Genomic DNA, 20600 nt, shown 5'->3' with positions numbered 1-20600 from the left:
TCCCTGTTCCCTGTTCCCTGTTCCCTGTTCCCTGTTCCCTGTTCCCTGTTCCCTAAAAAAAGTAAATATACTTAACGATTTGTTCAAATTGAGCATTTTTTATATTAACAATTTGATAAAAATATTTTTAATCTCCAGAAATTACCACAGGAGCTTAAATTTCTATAATTTCCACAATTGACATATCCTACTTTGTAGTGTGTCTTAAATAAACAGCAAATAAAGGGTTAATCAATCAGAGGATCTAGATAAAAACCAAGTATCAAACTGGTCTTCCTCTCGATTTCTCATTCCATAACTACTGCTACTTAAAGAATCTTCACCAAAATTAAACTATGCCAATTTGGACAAACCCACTTTCAGTGGAGTTGATTCCTATACCAGTAGATTCGTTACCAATTCATACCTCAGAAAAATAAATTCAAAAAGATGGGCAAATTGTCAAACACTTGTTATCTTTCTTAATATAGAGAAATAAATGTCAGGCAAAATCTAGCCCAGGAATTGCTTATTAGGAATTTTACGTAATTAAGCAGATTGCAATCAAAGGAAGTAAAGAATTTAAGTAATCAGCAAAAGCCGATTTTACTTTTATTTAACCGCTAACTTCCAAGTTTTCAATTCTGTGATCAATTTCGATTTTACACGTTGTTTGTTTTGGAGTTGATTATGAATCAAGGAACTGAACTATCTTTGGAACAGCAATTTAGCATTCGCTCCTTTGCCACACAAGTCCAACACATGAGCCACGAACAAGCTCAAGATTTTTTAGTCAAGCTTTATGAGCAGATGGTTGTGCGTGAAGCAACTTATCAAGAAATGCTTAAACATAGCTGGGGTCTAGACTCAGGTGCGAATATGGCATAGAGTGTCAATTACTATTAACTCTGTCTCCGGGACTCATTTCTCAATAGGAAAAAAGCTGGGGATGTTGATTTTCTTCTAACTTCCTTCTAACTTCCCCACTCTTGCCTCTTGCCTCTTGCCTCTTGCCTAGTGCCATAACGACGATTTTCAATGCTAACCTACTTATTTTAAGAGGAAGTGTGGCAAATTTAGGGTTAATTAGCTATATTTACCGTGAATTTCCCCTAAAAGCATTTCTTGAGATGCTCCTGTAACGGCGGGTAAATTACCAGGAATACCGATGTTCCGCCAGTATGCTAAAATGGCAAAGGCGATCGCTTCTTTAAAAGCCGCACTTAAGCCAAACTCATCTGTAGTTGAAACTGGAACATTCCCTAACAGTAACTCTAGCCGATTTTTTAAGTAAATATTGCGACTACCACCACCACATAATAATACCCGATGTGGTCTTCTGGGGAGAAAAGTGTCATAACTATAAACAATAGAAGCTGCTGTCAATTCTGTAATGGTTGCTAAAAAGTCTGCGGAATTGAGTTGGTAGGCTTGGGCATTCTCTAAACAATCATACAAGTAAGTGACACCAAACAACTCCCGTCCAGTAGATTTAGGCGGTGGTAAATGGAAATATTCGTGACTGAGCCATTGTTCTACTAAGGGGTAACAGGGTGTACCACTAGCTGCCCAATCACCATTTTCATCATAGCTTTTAGCCCCATTTGTAAAATGTTGCACAGCTAAATCCAATAGGCTATTACCTGGGCCTGTATCCCAACCGCGAATTTGCGACAACCAATCATCATTACGGGCGGGGAGATAAGTGACATTACCAATACCACCAATATTTTGGATACAACGTTCTTCCTGGGGATGACTGAGTAAATAGGCATCTATTTTCGGAACAAGGGGCGCACCATGACCATAAGCAGCTATATCTGCCGTTCGGAAATTACTTATAGTATTAATACCAGTGAGATGGGCTATCAACGCCCCCCGACCTAGTTGGCAACTATAACCTAGTTCTCCTAATCCCTGGGGTGGACGATGATAAACAGTTTGACCATGAGAACCAATCAAGGTAGCTCCTTGATGACCAATTTGAATATGTTGAGCAGCTTCAGCAAAATTCCGAGCGATGGCATCATCTATTGCTGCTAATTCGGCTATGGATACAGCAGTACCAGCCCCAAGCTCTAAAATATGTTCTCTGAGTTGCGGGGGGTAGGGATATGTTTCCCCAGCGAGTAATTTCACCTTCAGATCCAACTCTCTGCCAGAAATTTCGACTAAAGCGGTATCTATCCCATCTACAGACGTACCACTCATTAAACCAATTACGCGAGTCCGTTGCATTGACTCAAACACTCTTATGGATTTGCGATCGTAGTGTAATTGATCCCATTACCCATGTCAAAACAAAAAGGGGTATATGGATCTAAAAACGCAAGTTATGACCTTATAAAGTATAACTAACTAATTTTGCTGACGATTCATATCTTGCAAATCCAGAGCATAATTTAAGCGTAAAATATTTACCCCTGGTTCCCCAAAAACGCCTAAAAATCTCCCATCAATATACTTACTAATTAACGGAATGATGTCATCCTCCCTAATCCCCCGCGCTTGTGCTACCCTTTCTATCTGTTGTCGTGCTGCTTTCAAAGAAATATGGGGATCTAAACCAGAACCTGATGTATAAATCAAATCGGCCACAGGTTGTTTATTCTCATTCTGAAATTCTTCTGCTTGCTTGAGAATCCGTTCCTTGAGTGCTGGATTGGTCGGAGCAAGATTACTGCCTCCAGAGATACCAGTCGGTTGAGCTTTTCTACCTTGGCTATATTTAACAGCACTCGGACGACCATGAAAATAACGGTCTGATGTAAATCCTTGACTAATCAAACTTGAACCAATAGGTTGATCTCTGACATTTAACATCATGCTACCATTAGCTGAAACTGGGAAAATTGACTGACCTACTAACAACACAAAAAGAGGATATATAATTGCGGTTAATAACCACATTACTAAAGTTATTCTCACTGCTTTGATAATTTCTCGAATAATAGACATAATTTAATCTTGAATTTTATTTTAATTTGTGAATTATGGCTCTACCGTTCCCTTTATGTAAAACAACATTTAAGTAGGTTGGCGTTAAAAATTGTCGTTATAGCAAGGCAAAAGGCAAAAGGCAAGAATTACCAAAATTACCTATTGATTTAATTGTTTACGCTAAACCCACAAACGTAATCATCATATCTATGAATTTAATCGCAATAAATGGAGCAATTACCCCACCTAAGCCATAAATCAAAATATTCCGTTGCAGAAGTTGATTAGCAGTCAAAGGTCGAAACTGAATACCTTTTAATGCTAGAGGAATCAAAGCCGGAATAATTAAAGCATTGTAAATCAATGCCGAAAGAATAGCCGAATTAACGCTACTCAACTTCATAATATTCAAGCTTTCTAAATTAGCAGCAGTGAAAAGTACCGGAATAATCGCAAAATATTTAGCAATATCATTAGCAATAGAAAACGTTGTCAATGCCCCACGAGTAATTAACAATTGCTTACCAATACTCACAATATCAATTAATTTGGTGGGATCAGAATCTAAATCCACCATATTAGCCGCTTCCTTAGCTGCTTGCGTTCCCGTATTCATCGCCACACCTACATTAGCCTGTGCCAAAGCTGGAGCATCATTAGTTCCATCCCCCGTCATCGCTACAATTTTACCCTCAGCCTGTTCCCGTTGAATCACACTGATTTTATCTTCTGGTGTCGCTTCAGCAATAAATTCATCTACTCCAGCTTCCTTAGCAATCACAGAAGCAGTAATTCGGTTATCTCCCGTGAGCATGATTGTCCTGACTCCCATGCGTCGGAGTTGGTCAAATCGTTCGCGGATACCAGGTTTCACAATATCTTTGAGATAGATAACACCGTAAATTTCATTATCGAGACATACGGCTAAAGGTGTACCGCCTTGATGAGAAACTTGTTCATAAGCAACATCTAATTCCGGGGTATCCTGTCCATGACGAGAGAGGACAAAGCCTTTAATTGCTCCTACTGCGCCCTTCCGCACTTCCCTACCACCAGGTAAATTAGTGCCACTCATGCGGGTTTTTGCCGAAAATTCTATCCCCTGGGCTTGTTTGCGGTCTAAATCAAAATTTGCACCTAACTTTTCTGCCAGTCGGACAATAGATTTACCTTCGGGAGTATCGTCAAAGATACTAGCTGCCAAAGCCACATTAGCAATTTCCGCCATTGAATAGCCATTGATAGGGATAAACTCTTCTGCTAAACGATTGCCAAGGGTGATTGTCCCGGTTTTGTCAAGAACGAGAGTATTGATGTCTCCACAGGCTTCTATTGCCCTGCCAGAAGTGGCAATGACGTTAAATTGTGCCACTCTATCCATCCCGGCAATGCCGATGGTACTCAGCAAACCGCCGATTGTTGTGGGTATAAGTGCTACCAGGAGAGCAATGAGAACCGGCACACTAACAGGACTATTCACATAGTAGGCAAAGGCGGGCAGGGTTGCTACTACGAATAAAAATACTAAACTCAGAACCGCTAATAATACTGTTAAAGCAATTTCATTGGGTGTTTTAGTGCGTTCTGCTCCTTCCACTAAGGCAATCATCCGGTCAATAAAGCCTTTACCTGGTTCAGCCGTGACGCGAATAATCAACTCATCGGAAAGGATGCGTGTACCACCTGTAACTGAACTGGCAACATCTGAACCAAATTCTTTGAGAACTGGGGCAGATTCGCCTGTAATCGCTGATTCATCCACAGACGCGACACCCATGATTACTTCACCGTCTGCGGGAATAATATCACCGGAAACGACGTATATAGTATCGCCCTGTTTCAAACTGCCAGAGGGAACTTCTGTAATTGTGCCGTTAACGCTGATAGTTTTGGCGCTGGTGGCTGACTGGGTGGAACGTAAAGTGTCAGCTTGGGCTTTACCTCGTCCCTCCGCTACGGCTTCAGCAAAGTTGCTAAATAGAACTGTGAAAAATAAAATTCCTGTTAACAGCCCATTAAACAGATAGGGATTTTTTTGATTTGTTGGTCCAAATAATTCGGGATAAATGGTTAGGAAGAGAGTAATAATTGTTCCTATCCATACCAAAAACATTACCGGATTTTTAATGGCATATTGGGGATACAGTTTCCTAAAAGCATCGCCTATTGCCCGAAAATACAGTCCTTTGTTAGTTACTCGCGTTTTCCTGAGTTTCTTACGGCGATAACGAGGACGGGGTGTTTTAGAATTAGAGTTATTTCCGTTTGAGTTCATATATTGATAATTGATATAGCAGGAGTCACCGAGTCAGGAGTCACCGAGTCAGGATAAAGAAAGAAGAAGAAGAAAATTCCTCTCCTCCTTTCCTACTGCTAACTACCAGCAGCGAGTTTAAAACCTTCGGCGATTGGTCCTAAAGCTAAAACTGGGAAAAATGTCAGGATTCCTAAAATTAGGGTGACACCTGCGGTAATCCCAGTGAATAGCAAAGAATCAGTTTTCAAAGTTCCCCGGCTTTCACAGACTACTTGTTTTTCAGACATACTATCAGCTAAAAGGAGCAGGGCAATAATTGGTAGATAACGTCCGGCAAAAATGCTGACAGTTGTACTTAAATTCCACCATAACGTCCCGTCATTTAATCCCTCTAAGCCAGAACCATTATTAGCTGCGGCTGAGGCGTATTCATAAACTACTTGGGAAATCCCATGAAAACCTGGGTTACTAATTCCTGACAAAGATATAGGATAAGCTAAAGCTACAGCACTGGGAATTAAAACCATCATCGGGTGAATTAACAACACTACACTAGCCAGGACAATTTCTCGTTTTTCAATTTTGCGGCCAAAAATTTCCGGGGTGCGCCCTACCATTAACCCAGTGATAAAGACGGTGAGAATCAGGTAAATGAAGAGATAAGCCGTTCCTATTCCCTGTCCTCCCCAAATTATTTGTAAAAATAGGTTGAATAAGGTGGAAAATGTGCCATTAGGCATAAGGGAATCGTGCATTCCGTTGACAGCACCGCACATGGTGGCGGTAGTTGTAATTGCCCATAATGCGGTTTGCGCCCAGTCAAATCGGACTTCTTTGCCTTCTAGATTGGGTAATTCTAATCTCAAAGCATTATTAATCAGAGGATTTCCTTCTAATTCTCCTGTGGCTGTAACGCCAATGAGAACGACAAAGATGATAAACACCATCCAATATAGTAGCCAGGCTTGTTTGAGGTTGTTGGCAAATATTCCGTAGGTGTAAATTAGGGAGGTGGGAATGGCCAACATGGCGATGATTTCGATTAAGTTAGAAGCGCCATTGGGATTTTCAAACGGGTGCGCGGAGTTAGCTGCAAAAAATCCGCCGCCATTTTCACCTAGCATTTTAATCATTTCCCATGATGCCACTGGACCTCTAGCTATATACTGAATTCTGCCTTCTAAGGTTTCTACTACTAGGGTTTTGGCTAAGGTTTGGGGTACACCGCAGATAATTAGAGCGATCGCCCCCACAATAGATAAAGGTAATAATATCCTAGTGATAGCCTGGGTAAAATCTACATAAAAATTCCCCAGTTTTCTCCCCGTCAACCCGCGGATAAAGGCAATTCCCACTACTAAACCACTAGCCGCAGACGTAAACATCAAAAAACCTAAAGCCGATGTTTGGCTAAAATAACTAAAGGTATTTTCTGTGGCGTAATGTTGTTGGTCGGTATTGGTGAGGAAGGAAATTGTGGTATGTAGTAATAAATCCCATCTCATTCGTCCCAGTTCATTGGGATTCCAGGGCAGAAATTTCTGATAATAGAGAAGAGCATAAACTACCACACCCATTACTAAATTGCTACATAGTAAGGCGCGGATATACTGCCAACCCGTCATATCATTTTTTTTACCCACACCCCCTAAAATATAAATTATTGCCTCTATTGGCTTCATAACAGGATCAAGGATTGTCCTTTCTCCCAAGAAAACGCGGGCTATGTATTTTCCTAGTATGGGCGTAATGAATACGACAATACACAGCGTTAAAGCAATTTGTAAAAAACCTTGACTCATGTAGTTTGCACTCTATTCAACTCAAGTTATAGCCAGTTAATACTCAACAATCAGGCCTAAATTAGTAGTAAATTGAATTTTTCATCCCACCGCAATCAATATAGTATTGTTTGATCTGAGTTTAACTAAATATTTTATGCAGTATATTTTTAATTTATTTAACTGCACATCAGATTATAGTTCACCATTCCCTAAAAATATGCTTTAAATTATCGTTAAGTCTGTCTAAGTATAAATCATCTAGTGATTGGTATATTTTTAGATATAAATTTAGTCAGGGTAAATATATGCTTCTGAATTATAGGCTAATTAGTTCAAATGACAATGAACTGCAAATAAACAATCATTATATTGCTTGTCAACTTCAAGATTTGTAAACGCCCAAGCTACTTTGTATGGCTTTTGGTATTCTCCTAACATATTAATCCGGTGACAAATATCAGGAATTTTCGTCAAATATCTGGGAGTTAAGGGGAAATCACAGGCAAATATACCTTGAACTCTTTGTGTCGCACCTGGGGTATATTTAATCATGATTGCCACGCAGTAGGTATCATCTGATGTATGCAGGACTTGAACTAACCCATCATGACTGATATTTACTAGATGATCAGGTAATTTCAAGACTTCGCTAGTATCTAAGGGGAGATTTTGAGTTTTAACATAGTCGAGAATTTCCTGATATTTTGCCAGTGCTACACGTTTTTGGTAAAAGTATTTAATATCAAGAATTGAATTAATTATCCCAGATACTACTTGTACCGATAATAATATAAATCCGCTGAATATTCTTTGTAGTTTATACATTTTGTTTATGATTCAGATGATTACACAATATAGAATATATTGATTAATGGCAAGATTCAAATTTTTCACTACGTAACTAAACCGCCTACGATTAAAATCGCAGGCTAATAGCCAAAGTCCACTCAAGTGGACTGAAAATAAATCTTTAGTCTACTTTAGTAGACTTTAGCTATTAGACAGGGAATTAATTCCCTGTCGGACTTATATGAAAGTTAATAATTTAACTTTTTTCAAAAATAATTACTTGTTGTGGATTTCCAAACCATACAAAAAGGTTATTTCTGTCAATATCTAAATCGATAGAATAAGTCTCGATTGATTTAGTATTATTGTGCTGATTACTATACGAAAGTAATATTAAATTATCCTTTGTTTCTAAATTTGGTGTTGAAATTATAGTTTCTCCCAATTTTTCATGCTTTACAGGCTGCCAAATTACTTGTAAAGTATATCTATTAAACACTGGTTCGTATTCTAGAATATGGTAAAGATTAAATTTTTGGTTCTTTTGATTTTTCCACCAAACAGATATATTATTTAAATTGCTTATACTTTTTTCTACTTGTTCCTTATTTGCATACGGTCCATTAGTCCAACGAATAGTATTAGAACTATAAATGCTCATAAATAACTTCCTAATTGTTAACTGTTGATCACTATTGAATTCCTAAGTGCTAATTTAGCGAATGCTCATATACAATCGCAACAAGTCCTAGTGTACGGATTACCGAACAAATAAAAAGATTGCAAAAGTTTTTAATGATCAATCATCCCTCTATCTTCTCCTTTTTCTCCGGTTCAGGTTTCCTCGATTTAGGCTTTGAAAATACAGGCTATAACATCACTTATATCAACGAAATCTTCCCTCCATTCATGTCCGCATATCGCTATTCACGGGAAAAACTCAACCTCCCCCAACCTGAATATGGATATCATGAAGGTGAAGCCGCAGACGTAAGCAAATTAATAGTAGGAACACCAGCACAACGATTAAATGAATTAGTCAAAGATTCCCGTAAATCAAATAATATAATAGGCTTTATTGGTGGTCCACCCTGTCCTGATTTTTCGGTTGGTGGCAAAAACAAAGGACATTTAGGCGATAATGGTAAACTATCATCTGCTTATATTGAATTAATTTGTCAAAACTTACCAGATTTCTTTTTATTTGAAAATGTTAAAGGTTTGTGGAGAACCACAAAACACCGTTTATTTTTTGAAGAACTAAAAATCAAATTACAACAAGCAGGTTATATCTTAACAGAACGGTTAATTAATTCCATTGAATATGGTGTACCCCAAGATAGAGAGAGAATTATTTTAATAGGCCTTAAAGATAATTTTCTCAAAGACATGAAAATCAAAGATGAATTTATCTTTCCTTGGGAAAAATATATTTTATATCCTCAAGATCAAGTATTTACTTATCCTTGGAATAAGTGCGAACCATTTCAAGAAGATTCCATAATTCCTTGTCCTGAAAATATTCCTCACCAACTCACTGTTGAATATTGGTTTAGAAAAAATAACGTTCTTAATCATCCTAATGCTAAACATCATTTTCAACCACGAGCAGGTAAAATTAAATTTGCTACTATTGAAGAAGGAGATGATTCTAAAAAATCTTTTAAACGTCTGCACCGGTGGCGTTATTCTCCCACAGCTTGTTATGGTAATAATGAAGTCCATTTACATCCTTACAAAATTAGACGTATTTCTGTAGCCGAAGCTTTAGCAATTCAATCCTTACCTGAAGATTTTTCACTTCCAGAAAATATGTCACTTACGAATATGTTTAAAACCGTTGGAAATGGTGTTCCATACTTAGCCTCAAAAGCCTTAGCGCAAACTATTCTTGACTTTTTAAACACTGGTTCGCAAGATTAATATCCCCGACTTCTCAAAGAAGTCGGGGATCTGGGGGTATTGTGGTTTAATATATAAGAAATACTTTAATTTTCATCAAGTTTAATAAACTCTACACCAAAAGCAAAAACGATGGCAGCAGACTATCCCAACATTGATATTGCGCCATTTATTGACCACTCTCTGCTATTACCAATTGCCACCCCAGAGCAGATTAGTCAATGGTGCGACGAGGCATATAGATATAACTTTGCAGCGGTATGTGTGAATCCCTGTTATGTCAAGCAAGTAGCAGAGCTACTGTATAAAAAAAATCCTCAAGTTTGTACAGTCATTGGTTTTCCCAATGGTGCGAATACTTCAGGCGTGAAGTTATATGAAGCCAAAGAAGCCGTAGACAATGGCGCTACTGAGTTAGATGTAGTCATTAACATAGGCTGGTTAAAAGCCGGAAAAACCGAGGAAGTTCACTGGGAAATTGCCACAATTTGCGAAGAAGCCGGACAACCTGTCAAGGTAATTTTAGAAACTAGCCTTCTGACGGATACAGAGAAACAAATCGCTGCGGAACTAGCTATGGATGCTGGTGCTGCATTCTTAAAAACCAGTACAGGTTGGAATGGTGGCGCAACTGTAGCAGATGTTAAGCTTTTGAAAGAAATAGCAAAAGATAGGGTAGGCATCAAAGCATCAGGAGGCATTCGCACTCACAACGATGCCTTAGATTTAATTATGGCTGGTGCGACTAGATTAGGTACATCTCGCGGTGTGGATTTACTTCGTCAACGCCATAACCCAGAAAAAGAAAAGAGTGAGTAGTCAGTTGTTCTTTGTCAGTTTAGACACCTGTTGGAAAAGAATGTAGAGACGTTCCATGGAACGTCTCTACTCTACAAGGGTTCTGAGAAACGTATATTTAATTTTCAGATCTGTCTATTTTGCCACTGACAACTGACCACTAACAACTGACAACGGATTAAAAATGAGTAAAACCTATAAAGCAACTGGTATTAATCTCAAAGCGCAACCACTGGGGGAATCAGATAAAATAGTCACAATTCTAACTCAAGAATTTGGGTTAATTCGGGCAGTTGCTACGGGAGCGCGGAAACAAAACTCCAGCTTGGGGGGGAGAATGGGGATGTTTGTCATCAATGAATTACTAATTTCCCAAGGTAGAAATCTCGATAGAATTACTCAAGCTGAAACTATAAAAACTTATCCCGGTTTATCTAAAGATTTAGGTAAATTAGCTGCTAGTCAATATTTAGCGGAAATAGTCTTATGTCAAGCGTTAAGCGAACTACCCCAAACAGAACTTTATGAGTTATTTAATGAACATCTTCAACGCCTAAATGATATACCCAAAACTGAAATAAAATGTGTAGTTGCCCATTTAGTCCAAGGTGTATTTCAGCTTTTAGCCTTAGCAGGACTGACACCACAAGTAGAATCCTGTTGCTTAACCCAACGGCTTTTAACTCCAGACTGGACAAATCCCCATTGGCAAGTGGGATTTAGTATTCCTTCTGGTGGGATAATTTGTTTAGATGCTTGGAAAAGCCTGCGAACAGAAATAGAGCAGGAAAACCGGGAAAATAGGGAAATGCAGGAAACAACACAGAAAAGTGTTCCCAATCCCCAATCCTGTGCCTCTAACCCTAGCTATGAAACAGTTTTTCATCAGCAGGAGTTACCAATTATTTCTCGTCGCTTGAATGGGAAACAACTGGTTATGCTTCAATATCTGTCGGAAACAGAGATAATACAAATAGATGCAGCTTCAGATTCTGGATGGTTAGCTGTTGAGCAAATTTTGCGCCAGTATGTCCAGTATCATTTAGGACAACCTATTCGCTCTGCCACTTTGATTGACTCCTATTTTGCCACCAACCATGATGCAATCGTCTGATTTAGATAAAAAAGGCCGAACTCACTCACCTAGCGACGCTAAAAAAAAGCATAAAGCATCAGATCATAATGTTGCTTCTTCCCCTAAAGTTAGTCATATTCATAGTCCAGAAATGTCACTCAAGGATGTTTCTGAAAATGGGAATTGCACATTAGAAATTCCCTTGACTGATATCCCCAAACCATCAAAAATTCCGCAGACAAATGGCAAAATTAATGGTGTTCCAGAAAATGTCCCAACTACAACGGAATTAACACCGGAAACACTACCATTAATAGATGCTGGTTCGGGAGGTGCAGATTCGGAAAATAATCAACAGGTGGGTTTTTTACCTGTATTGAAAAATCCGAATTTTCTCGCTCTTTGGGCAGGTCAAGTTTTCTGTCAATTAGCTGATAAGGTTTATTTAGTATTGATGATTGCTTTGATTAATAGTCAGTTTCAAGCTAGTGATCAAAGTATTAGTGGTTGGGTTTCCGCTTTAATGATGGCGTTTACTATTCCCGCCGTATTATTTGGTTCTGTAGCTGGAGTTTTTGTAGATCGTTGGTCAAAAAAAGTTGTTTTGGTAGCATCAAATATTTGGCGCGGGATTCTGGTATTGCTCATTCCTTCGCTGTTATGGTTAACCCATGATTGGCAGCCTGTGGGAGTTTTACCCGTGGGTTTTTTGATTATTTTAGGTGTGACTTTTTTGGTTTCTACCTTAACACAATTTTTCGCACCGGCAGAACAATCGGCTATTCCTTTAATAGTGAAAGAACAGGATTTGCTTTCGGCTAATTCTCTCTACACTACGACAATGATGGCTTCGGTAATTGTCGGTTTTGCCGTAGGAGAACCAGTTTTAGCCTTAGCAGATGGACTGTGGATGCAATTAGGTGGTAGTGGGGGATTGGGTAAGGAAATTCTGGTGGGTGGCAGTTATGCGATCGCTGGGTTAATATTATTCTTACTCCAAACTAACGAAAAACCTCATCCCCCAGAAACAGAATTTCCCCATGTTTTCTCGGACTTGCGCGACGGGTTACGTTATCTCCAAGCAAATCATCGTATCCGCAATGCTTTATTACAACTAATTATCTTATTTTCTGTCTTTGCAGCCCTGACTGTGCTTGCAGTTCGCATGGCAGAAATTATTCCCAATATGAAAGCCTCTCAATTCGGCTTTCTATTAGCATCTGCTGGTGTGGGTGTGGCGCTTGGGGCGACAATTCTCGGACAATTTGGACAACGCTTTTCCTATAAACAACTGAGTTTTTGGGGTTGTCTAGGTATGGCAGCATCTTTAATTGGTTTATCATTGTTTACAACCCAACTCTTGCCTGTGCTGCTCTTCATTGCCCTAGTGGGAGTATTTGGGGCTTTGGTGGGTATCCCCATGCAAACTGCAATCCAAACCGAAACACCCCCAGATATGCGAGGTAAGGTATTTGGGCTGCAAAATAATGTGATTAATATTGCCCTTTCTCTACCTCTGGCTTTAGCTGGTGTAGCGGAAACTTTTATCGGCTTAAAAGCAGTATTTTTTACCTTAGCTGCCATTGTCTTAATTGGCGGTCTGTTTACCTGGTATAATTCTGGTGAATCCTCAGATGGCAAATAGCCAAAAACTGCATCAAACTGTTGGGTTTTGTGCTAAACTTAATCCAGCAAGCTCCAAAATACTTGCTGGGAATCAACTAAATAATCAGCATATTAATTTGTAATCAAGTTAAAAGATTTATAAATTATGAGCATCATCAATAAAGCCATTTATTGACTTTTTAATTACCAAGATTATTTAGGTTTAAAAGTTAGAGATATCTGAGTTTTTGTGAATATCAAAAATTCAGCTATAACAACTTCATAATAAAAACAGTATATTTTACCCTCGCTTTTTTTATAGATAACCTAAGAATGCGTATAGCTTGGATTGGAAAAAAAACACCCTTTTGCGGTAACGTCACCTACAGTCGAGAAATTACCAACGGACTCCTAGACAGGGGACATGAGGTTAGTTTTCTACACTTTGCCCAAGAAGAAGCGACAACTGACAATTGGCCTAATTTTCAGGAAGTTCCTTTGCCATTTATTTACAAGTCCCAGGTTTATACAATTCCCTCTTTCAAAGCAACTAAGGTTTTGAAAGATTCTTTGCGGGAAATTAAGCCGGATATAGTTCACGCTTCTCTGACTTTATCAACTTTAGATTTTGTTCTACCAGAAATTTGCGAAGAATTAAATTTGCCCCTAATTGCCACTTTCCACACTCCATTTGCAGGTAAGGGGGCAAAATTATTATCGAGTACCCAACTTTTAGCTTATCAACTTTACGCTCCTTTTTTGGATCATTATGATCGGGTAATTATCTTTTCCCAAATTCAGCGGGAATTGTTATCAGGTATGGGTGTGAGGGAAAAAAAGATTGCTGTTATACCTAATGGTGTAGATCCTGTTAAGTATTCTCCCGGTGTTTCTCATGTGAAAGCTGAATTTGGCGCTGAACGTTTGTTTGTTTATCAAGGGAGAATCGCTCAAGAGAAAAACGTTGAATCTCTCTTACGTGCTTGGAAACAATCACATATGGGCGTTAATACCAAATTATTGATTGTGGGTGATGGTCCATTAAAGCCTTCTCTAGAATCATTTTATGGACGAGAATATGGCATCATCTGGTTAGGTTTCATCGCTGATGAAGATCGCCGCATCGAAATTTTACGGGGTTCTGATGTATTTATTTTACCTTCTTTGGTAGAGGGTTTATCCTTGTCTCTATTAGAGGCAATGTCCTGTGGTTTAGCTTGTTTGGCTACTGATGTTGGTGCAGATGGAGAAGTTTTAGAAAAGGGTGCGGGTGTGGCAATTAATACAAGCAGTGTGCGATCGCAGTTAAAAACCCTCTTACCACTATTTCAAGATCATCCAGAGTTAACCACATTGTTGGGAGAAAAAGCCAGAAAGCGAGTATTAGAACGCTATACCCTGAATGATAACATCACCCAATTAGAAGAGCTTTATAGCCAAGTTCTTGCACAGCGACCTTTAACACTGAGTTGGGGTATTTAGCGTATTTTCAACAGCTATAACCAATAAATCTTTCTCTCTATTTCTGGATGAGGAAGATTTTTATTGTCTATTTATTCAGAATTGAATAAGTAGGTGAACACAATAAAACCAAACTGTGTAAAGAAATGTAAAATCGCTGAAAACTTCTTTACTCTTGCCTCTGGTTACTGAGCGAAGTCGAAGTATTGCCTCAAGCCTAGTGCTATGACGACAATTTTCAACGCCAACCTACCATATTTAATCCATTTTGTCAATTCGCAATTTCTATTCTTTACAAAAATTAAGATTTTTATTACATTACTTTACATAAGACATAAGTTCATCATAAACATTTTTAGCTGATGTCTTCATAGCGACTAATTAACACATAATCTTGGAGATTCCGATTGTGGCTTTAACTATCCAGTCCGCTCAAACTATTTTTTCTAATACTCAACTTCCTAGCCCTATTCCCGCAACTATAGCATTGTTCGATCAACTTAACGTTGATGATCAATTAGCATATCTTTGGTATGCTTACACCGAAATGGGTAAGACCATTACTCCTGCCGCACCTGGAGTAGCACGCTTGCAACTAGCTGAAAGTTTGCTGACCCAAATTAAGCAAATGTCTCGTGAAGAGCAAACCAAAGTAATGCGGGATTTAGCCAGTCGTGCTGATACTCCTATTAGCCGTTCCTATGGTTTCTTTAGCGTCAACACCAAACTCGCTTTCTGGTACGAGTTAGGAGAATTGATGAAACAGGGAATCATCACTCCTGTCCCCGTTGGTTATCAAATGTCTCCTGGTGTAAAATTTGTATTAGAAGCCACACAAAAACTTGATCAAGGTCAGCAAATTACAGTATTACGGAATACTGTAGTAGATATGGGATTTGATACTTCTGAACTTGGTCCTAGTAGTTATCCCAAAGCAGCTACAGAACCTGCTTTCCAACGCACAACCCCAGTTATTTCCTCGGTGAAAATTGACGGCATTACAGAACCCGCTGTCTTAGGCTACATTGAAGCCATGAATGCAGATAAATTTGATACTGCTATTGCGCTATTCACTGCCGACGGTGCGCTACAACCACCATTCCAAAAACCCATTGTGGGTCGGGAAGCGATCGCTAAATATATGCGCGAAGAAGCACAAGGACTAAACATGATGCCACAACAAGGTATTTGTGAAGTTCAACCAGACGGTTCTAAGCAACTGAAAATCACAGGAGTAGTGCAAACTCCTTGGTTTGGTGTCACAGTTGGTATGAATATTTCTTGGCGGTTTTTAATCAATCCCGAAGGACAAATCTTCTTCGTAGCGATTGATATGCTTGCTTCTCCTCAAGAACTCATGAATCTGCGTCGAGTTTAATTAAATCCAGAGGCTGTCGAAAATCAAATTTATTTGTTATTTTCACAGCCTCGCAATAATAGAGTGAAAGCTATTGACACCGACCAGAAAATTTGTTATCATAGAACCGACGAGGAAGAACCATCTTTATCGCATAAGCACAACTGGTATTACCTTTGCGCCTCTGCGTCTCTGCGTGAGCTAAGTTTAATTCTGCCCCAAACTTGTAGGTTGTTCATAAACCTTTTTCAAAGTATTCACATCTCTAATCGAAATAAACGGCGGTTTGCGAACTTGAGAAAAATACATAATATCAGTTTGCAGAAGACTATGACCCCAAATTCCCAAAGCATGGCCAAGTTCATGACGGGCTGCTGATAAGACATAATCACCAGTTTGACTAGGACTCAACAGAATTGTAAACCGGTGAGATAAAATATTATTTTCAGTATATAAATCATAAGTAGTTAAAGCCGAACGCGCCCGCAGTATTTTACCATTAGGTTCACGTTGCAAAGGCGGTGCTTTTCGGGAGATTGTAATATCAGCAATAGCCGATTTTTCCACTACCTGTAAAGGTAAATAAATATTCCATTCCTGAACAGCTTGGAAAACACTATTCACCCATATTTGTGACTGCTTTTCATTAATATCTGTTGGTGTTTCTATCTTCACCTTGACCGGAAAACGTGACCAAATCAAATAACCAACTTTCGTAGATTTGATTTGATCAAAATAATCACCACTATTTGTTTTATCTTGCCATTGTGCCAGAGTCGCTGGTAAAGGATGAGTTTTTTGGATAAATTGGAAGTTTCTTTCCTGTTCCCTCACACCAGCATTTACTTGAAAGTTACTCAAAATAACTAGCAGTCCTGTACTTATTGCTAAAGTCAGAACTGCTACTTGTAGTGAGCGCGGTCGAACTATTAATCTTCGCCAAAAGTTTTGATTTTGGGTAATTTTTCCCATTTTCAGTTTCAATTATTTAGGCAACCAATTAGCACTTAAAACCACAGTTAAACCCAGAAAAACCACAACTAATGCCCAAGTAACTCGATTTAAAGTATTTTCGGCACTTTTGGTACTACTAAATAATTGTGCTTGTCCACCAATAGCGCCAATGCCATCACCTTTAGGACTATGTAACAAAACGAGAATAATCAAACCGAGAGCGGAAAATGCCCAAATGCCTTGGATGATGTTAGTAATTGCCATATTAGAAATGTTGGTTATAAGAAGTTATCAATCTCGTAAGGGTTTAGCAATGCTAAACCCCTACCATTTTACGATTTTACAAACCTATTTGTACAGGAGTACGAGTTAGTTGTAAATCATATTCTGCGGCTTTAAGTAATGATTGCCCTGTCATTTCTTGTGGTTGGGATATCTGTAAAATATCCAGAATAGTTGGGGCAATATCGGCTAATTTGCCATCATTTCTTAATTCCACATTTGTTCCATATCCGGGTATTTTGGCTTTTTCGCCTTCTACCAAAATTAACGGAACTGGGTTAGTAGTATGCGCTGTCCACGGATGACCGCCTTCATCTAGCATATACTCAGCATTGCCATGATCAGCAGTAATAATTGCTGTACCACCTGCTTTACCAATAGCATCAATCAGACGACCTAAACATTTATCTACTGCTTCAATCGCTGTCATAGTAGCTGGGATTTGCCCCGTATGCCCTACCATGTCTGGGTTAGCATAGTTCATCACGACTAGGGAGTAAATGCCCTTTCTCATGGCAGCGATCGCTACATCTGTCACAGCTTGTGCTGACATCGCCGGGGCTTGATCATAAGTTGCCACCATGGGACTACTGACTAATTCCCGGTCTTCTCCCTCACAAGGTTCTTCTAGTCCCCCGTTAAAGAAGTAGGTAACGTGGGCATATTTTTCAGTTTCCGCAGTTCTAAACTGTTTTAAACCACGATTAGCGATAACTTCACCGAGAATATTACTCAGATTTTGCGGCGCAAAAGCCACAGAAACAGGTAATTCTGGATCATACTGGGTAAAAGTTACAAAGGAAAGCGGCTGAATTGGCTGTCTTGCAAAACCGTTAAAAGTGTTGCTGACAAAGGCTTGAGTTAGTTCTCTAGCCCGGTCAGGGCGGAAATTGAAAAATATAACCCCATCACCAGATTCTACCGCGCCTGGTTGCAGACGGACTGGGAGAATAAACTCATCAGTAATACTTTCAGCGTAAGCTGCTTGCACTGTCTCTACAGCAGTGAGTCCATTCCCAGCACCATCTGTTGTCATCACATCGTAAGCGCGTTGGACTCGATCCCAACGGTTATCACGATCCATGGCATAATAGCGACCGCTGATAGTAGCGATTTCACCGATGCCAACTTGATCTATATAGTCTGCCAATTGCTGGATGACGTTGATAGCATCTTTGGGTTTGGTGTCACGGCCATCAGTAATGGCGTGGATACAAACTTGTGAAAGTTGCTGTTCCTTTGCTAAGTCAAGTAGTCCAAATAGATGGGTAATATGGGAATGCACCCCGCCATCAGAACAAAGCCCCACTAGATGTAACTTGCCATTAGCAGAACGCACTTCTTGGCAAATTTTGACAAGGGCTGGGTTTGCGGCTAAAGAACCGTCTTCTACAGCATCTGAGATCCGTACCAGTTCTTGGGGTACGACTCGACCAGCCCCAATGTTCAAATGACCAACTTCCGAGTTGCCCATTTGACCTTCTGGCAACCCTACGGCTTTTCCTGATGTGCGAATGAGGGTGTGGGGATAGACTGCCCATAAACTGTCCATAATCGGAGTTTTGGCAGCGGTAATTGCGTTTCCTCGCGTTTCCTCACAGTAGCCCCATCCATCTAGAATGACTAGCACCACAGGAGCAACAGGTGCTTTGGTCATAGTAAAATTGCCCTTTACTTTTTGTAATACTCGAATGATACCATTGCTAACCAACTATGGAGGTTAAATTCTGCTGATTAATTTCTAATATTCTGCTGGTTATCATGTTTCATCCAATCAAAACAGCTTTTGTCGCTACCAGTAAAGATTGTGTAAAATCAGCATATCCATTTGGATAGGTAGTTTTGATTATTGACTATTATAGTACCAAGTGCTATACCTTAGTTAAAGAAAACTAGTATGGCAATCTACAAAACCCAATGGTTTAACCGTTGGGCAAAAGATCAGAAGTTAAATGATTCTAGTCTCTGTAATGCTGTTGCAGAAATGGCAGCAGGTCTTTACGACGCGGACCTAGGAGGTGGACTATTTAAAAAACGCATTGCCCGTTCTGGAAAGGGCAAGAGGGCTGGTTTCCGTACATTGGTTGCTACTAACAAGGAAGATAGTTGGTTTTTTGTGTTTGGGTTTCCAAAAAACGAGCGTAGCAATATTGATCAGGATGAAAAAGAAGCCTTGAAAAAACTGTCATCAGAACTGCTGTCTTTAACAGCAGAGGCTCTTGAAATAGCAAAATTGAAAGATGAATTAATAGAGGTAATCTGTAATGAGGAAGAAAAAGTCAGCAATTCTTGAGGCTGTTCACGAAACTGCTATAGGACTATACAAGGCTGGTGTAATGAGTCAAGTTACGTTACGCGAATTTGATAGCTTGTGTTTACCTCCAATTGAACCGCTAGAACCTCAACAAATTAAGCAACTTCGTGAATCATTCAATGTCAGCCAATCTGTGTTTGCTGCTATTTTAAACATCAGTTCATCAACTGTTCAAAAATGGGAAATTGGGCAAAAACGACCTACAGGCGCGGCTCTTAAATTATTGCATTTAGTCCGGGAAAAAGGTTTGGAAAGTTTAATTTATTAATCTAACCTGATTGCTAAATAAGTAAGAAATTGCAGTTTCTAATTGCCAGAATAATCTTTATTTAATCAGCAAAAAAAATAATAATGGTACAATCAGCCCTAAAACTAATCACAGTTAATGAATTTATTGCTCCTATTAGCTGTTCCTGAATATTGGATTGTAGATTATTTAGATATTGGTGGTAAATTTTTTCTGGTAGTTGTTGAAAAGCTATTGTGGCAATTTGGTAAACTTCTTCCCAACTAATGCGTTGATAATGGGATGAACCTGATTTGAGAATCAGAGGATAACTAAGTCTCCCTAAATCATCACATTCTTGAGAAGTCAGTTGTTGTAATTCACTAATATTATATTTTTGAAAAAAATCTTGTTTAATTCCTGGTTGCAATTCTGCTGCAATTGCTTCCACACTTTTAGCACAACGTTGTAAATATTCTCCCGCTTCATTTACAAACCCTCCCTTTTGTCCACCCGTACCCCAAGCACAGGATAAACAAGCACTTTTATGATTGAGAGTTTGCCATAATTGTAAACCTTGGGGTGACAGAGTTTTTTCTATCCAGTATTGGATAACAGGTAAACCACCACCGGCATTGCAATTAGATTTATTTTCAGGTAAATTATCCATAAATAGAAGTTTTATATCTTATTTCTTTACGGACTGATTCTTTAATATTTAGCTTATACCAATTTTATACAGCGGTTTCCGCTCTTATGAGGTACAAAGTTGAATCATCAAACTCTTGTAGTGCGGGCATACTATGGCTAACGCCACGCTGCGCTATCGACAAGCTCAGTACAAGTCTTGCCCGCTAGATATGTACCTCATAACACC

At 39.1% G+C, this 20600-nt stretch carries 19 protein-coding genes; 9 read left to right on the top strand and 10 right to left on the bottom strand.

The window, feature by feature from the left end; translation table 11 throughout:
- Positions 1–669: 669 nt before the first annotated feature.
- The gene (locus PN450_RS06740; protein WP_015079229.1) at positions 670–867 is read left to right on the top strand and encodes an NblA/ycf18 family protein; all 198 of its coding nucleotides are present in this window, start codon (positions 670–672) and stop codon (positions 865–867) included.
- 198 nt (positions 868–1065) lie between these two features.
- Here the strand turns inward: PN450_RS06740 and PN450_RS06735 are convergent, their stop codons facing one another.
- From PN450_RS06735 to PN450_RS06710, 6 genes are all read right to left on the bottom strand, one after another.
- Positions 1066–2217 carry an anhydro-N-acetylmuramic acid kinase gene (locus tag PN450_RS06735; protein ID WP_271835793.1) on the bottom strand — a complete coding sequence of 384 codons (1152 nt, stop codon included), beginning with the start codon at positions 2215–2217 and terminating at the stop codon, positions 1066–1068.
- A 120-nt stretch (positions 2218–2337) separates the two neighbouring features.
- Entirely contained in the window at positions 2338–2937 is a 600-nt protein-coding gene (gene kdpC / locus PN450_RS06730; protein ID WP_015079232.1) for a K(+)-transporting ATPase subunit C, read from the bottom strand.
- Positions 2938–3094: 157 nt separating this feature from the next.
- On the bottom strand, positions 3095–5194 hold the full coding sequence (gene kdpB, locus PN450_RS06725) for a potassium-transporting ATPase subunit KdpB (RefSeq protein ID WP_168695315.1): 2100 nt from the start codon (positions 5192–5194) through the stop codon (positions 3095–3097).
- A gap of 98 nt (positions 5195–5292) precedes the next feature.
- Entirely contained in the window at positions 5293–6978 is a 1686-nt protein-coding gene (gene kdpA / locus PN450_RS06720; RefSeq protein WP_271835792.1) for a potassium-transporting ATPase subunit KdpA, read from the bottom strand.
- Positions 6979–7287: 309 nt separating this feature from the next.
- Positions 7288–7785: a hypothetical protein gene (locus tag PN450_RS06715; RefSeq protein ID WP_148762818.1), complete on the bottom strand. Its 498-nt coding sequence runs from the start codon at positions 7783–7785 to the stop codon at positions 7288–7290.
- 220 nt (positions 7786–8005) lie between these two features.
- Positions 8006–8410 carry a hypothetical protein gene (locus PN450_RS06710; RefSeq protein ID WP_148762816.1) on the bottom strand — a complete coding sequence of 135 codons (405 nt, stop codon included), beginning with the start codon at positions 8408–8410 and terminating at the stop codon, positions 8006–8008.
- Positions 8411–8544: 134 nt separating this feature from the next.
- Between PN450_RS06710 and PN450_RS06705 the strand changes: the two genes are divergently transcribed.
- The 6 genes from PN450_RS06705 (at position 8545) to PN450_RS06680 (ending at position 15968) form a co-directional block, all read left to right on the top strand.
- Positions 8545–9672, top strand: coding sequence for a DNA cytosine methyltransferase (locus PN450_RS06705; RefSeq protein ID WP_271835794.1), 1128 nt, complete (start codon positions 8545–8547; stop codon positions 9670–9672).
- Positions 9673–9783: 111 nt separating this feature from the next.
- The gene (gene deoC / locus PN450_RS06700) at positions 9784–10470 is read left to right on the top strand and encodes a deoxyribose-phosphate aldolase (RefSeq protein WP_148762812.1); all 687 of its coding nucleotides are present in this window, start codon (positions 9784–9786) and stop codon (positions 10468–10470) included.
- Positions 10471–10633: 163 nt separating this feature from the next.
- Positions 10634–11563: a DNA repair protein RecO gene (gene recO / locus PN450_RS06695; protein WP_168634152.1), complete on the top strand. Its 930-nt coding sequence runs from the start codon at positions 10634–10636 to the stop codon at positions 11561–11563.
- Complete coding sequence (locus PN450_RS06690) at positions 11550–13169, top strand: MFS transporter (RefSeq protein WP_417033737.1); 1620 nt, start codon at positions 11550–11552, stop codon at positions 13167–13169. The genes recO and PN450_RS06690 overlap by 14 nt, the downstream gene beginning before the upstream one ends.
- Positions 13170–13462: 293 nt before the next feature.
- Entirely contained in the window at positions 13463–14611 is a 1149-nt protein-coding gene (locus PN450_RS06685) for a glycosyltransferase family 4 protein (RefSeq protein WP_015079240.1), read from the top strand.
- Positions 14612–14999: 388 nt separating this feature from the next.
- Positions 15000–15968: an orange carotenoid protein N-terminal domain-containing protein gene (locus PN450_RS06680; RefSeq protein WP_148762804.1), complete on the top strand. Its 969-nt coding sequence runs from the start codon at positions 15000–15002 to the stop codon at positions 15966–15968.
- A gap of 186 nt (positions 15969–16154) precedes the next feature.
- Here the strand turns inward: PN450_RS06680 and PN450_RS06675 are convergent, their stop codons facing one another.
- The 3 genes from PN450_RS06675 to gpmI form a co-directional block, all read right to left on the bottom strand.
- Positions 16155–16919: a peptidase gene (locus PN450_RS06675; RefSeq protein ID WP_271835789.1), complete on the bottom strand. Its 765-nt coding sequence runs from the start codon at positions 16917–16919 to the stop codon at positions 16155–16157.
- A gap of 12 nt (positions 16920–16931) precedes the next feature.
- A complete protein-coding gene (gene secG, locus PN450_RS06670; protein ID WP_168502287.1) occupies positions 16932–17165 on the bottom strand; it encodes a preprotein translocase subunit SecG in 234 nt (77 codons plus the stop codon).
- A 76-nt stretch (positions 17166–17241) separates the two neighbouring features.
- On the bottom strand, positions 17242–18840 hold the full coding sequence (gpmI, locus tag PN450_RS06665) for a 2,3-bisphosphoglycerate-independent phosphoglycerate mutase (protein WP_271835788.1): 1599 nt from the start codon (positions 18838–18840) through the stop codon (positions 17242–17244).
- Between the two features lie 240 nt (positions 18841–19080).
- Here gpmI and PN450_RS06660 point away from each other — a divergent pair, with 240 nt between their 5' ends.
- Positions 19081–19476: a type II toxin-antitoxin system RelE/ParE family toxin gene (locus PN450_RS06660; RefSeq protein WP_148762798.1), complete on the top strand. Its 396-nt coding sequence runs from the start codon at positions 19081–19083 to the stop codon at positions 19474–19476.
- Entirely contained in the window at positions 19448–19765 is a 318-nt protein-coding gene (locus tag PN450_RS06655; RefSeq protein WP_015079248.1) for a helix-turn-helix domain-containing protein, read from the top strand. Before PN450_RS06660 ends, PN450_RS06655 begins: the two co-directional genes overlap by 29 nt.
- Before the next feature lie 61 nt (positions 19766–19826).
- Here the strand turns inward: PN450_RS06655 and PN450_RS06650 are convergent, their stop codons facing one another.
- Positions 19827–20393 carry a hypothetical protein gene (locus PN450_RS06650; RefSeq protein WP_371735523.1) on the bottom strand — a complete coding sequence of 189 codons (567 nt, stop codon included), beginning with the start codon at positions 20391–20393 and terminating at the stop codon, positions 19827–19829.
- Positions 20394–20600: the final 207 nt, after the last annotated feature.

This window comes from Dolichospermum lemmermannii CS-548 (genome assembly GCF_028330815.1).
Taxonomy (GTDB): domain Bacteria; phylum Cyanobacteriota; class Cyanobacteriia; order Cyanobacteriales; family Nostocaceae; genus Dolichospermum; species Dolichospermum lemmermannii.
This window is presented reverse-complemented; position numbering and strand designations above follow the sequence as displayed.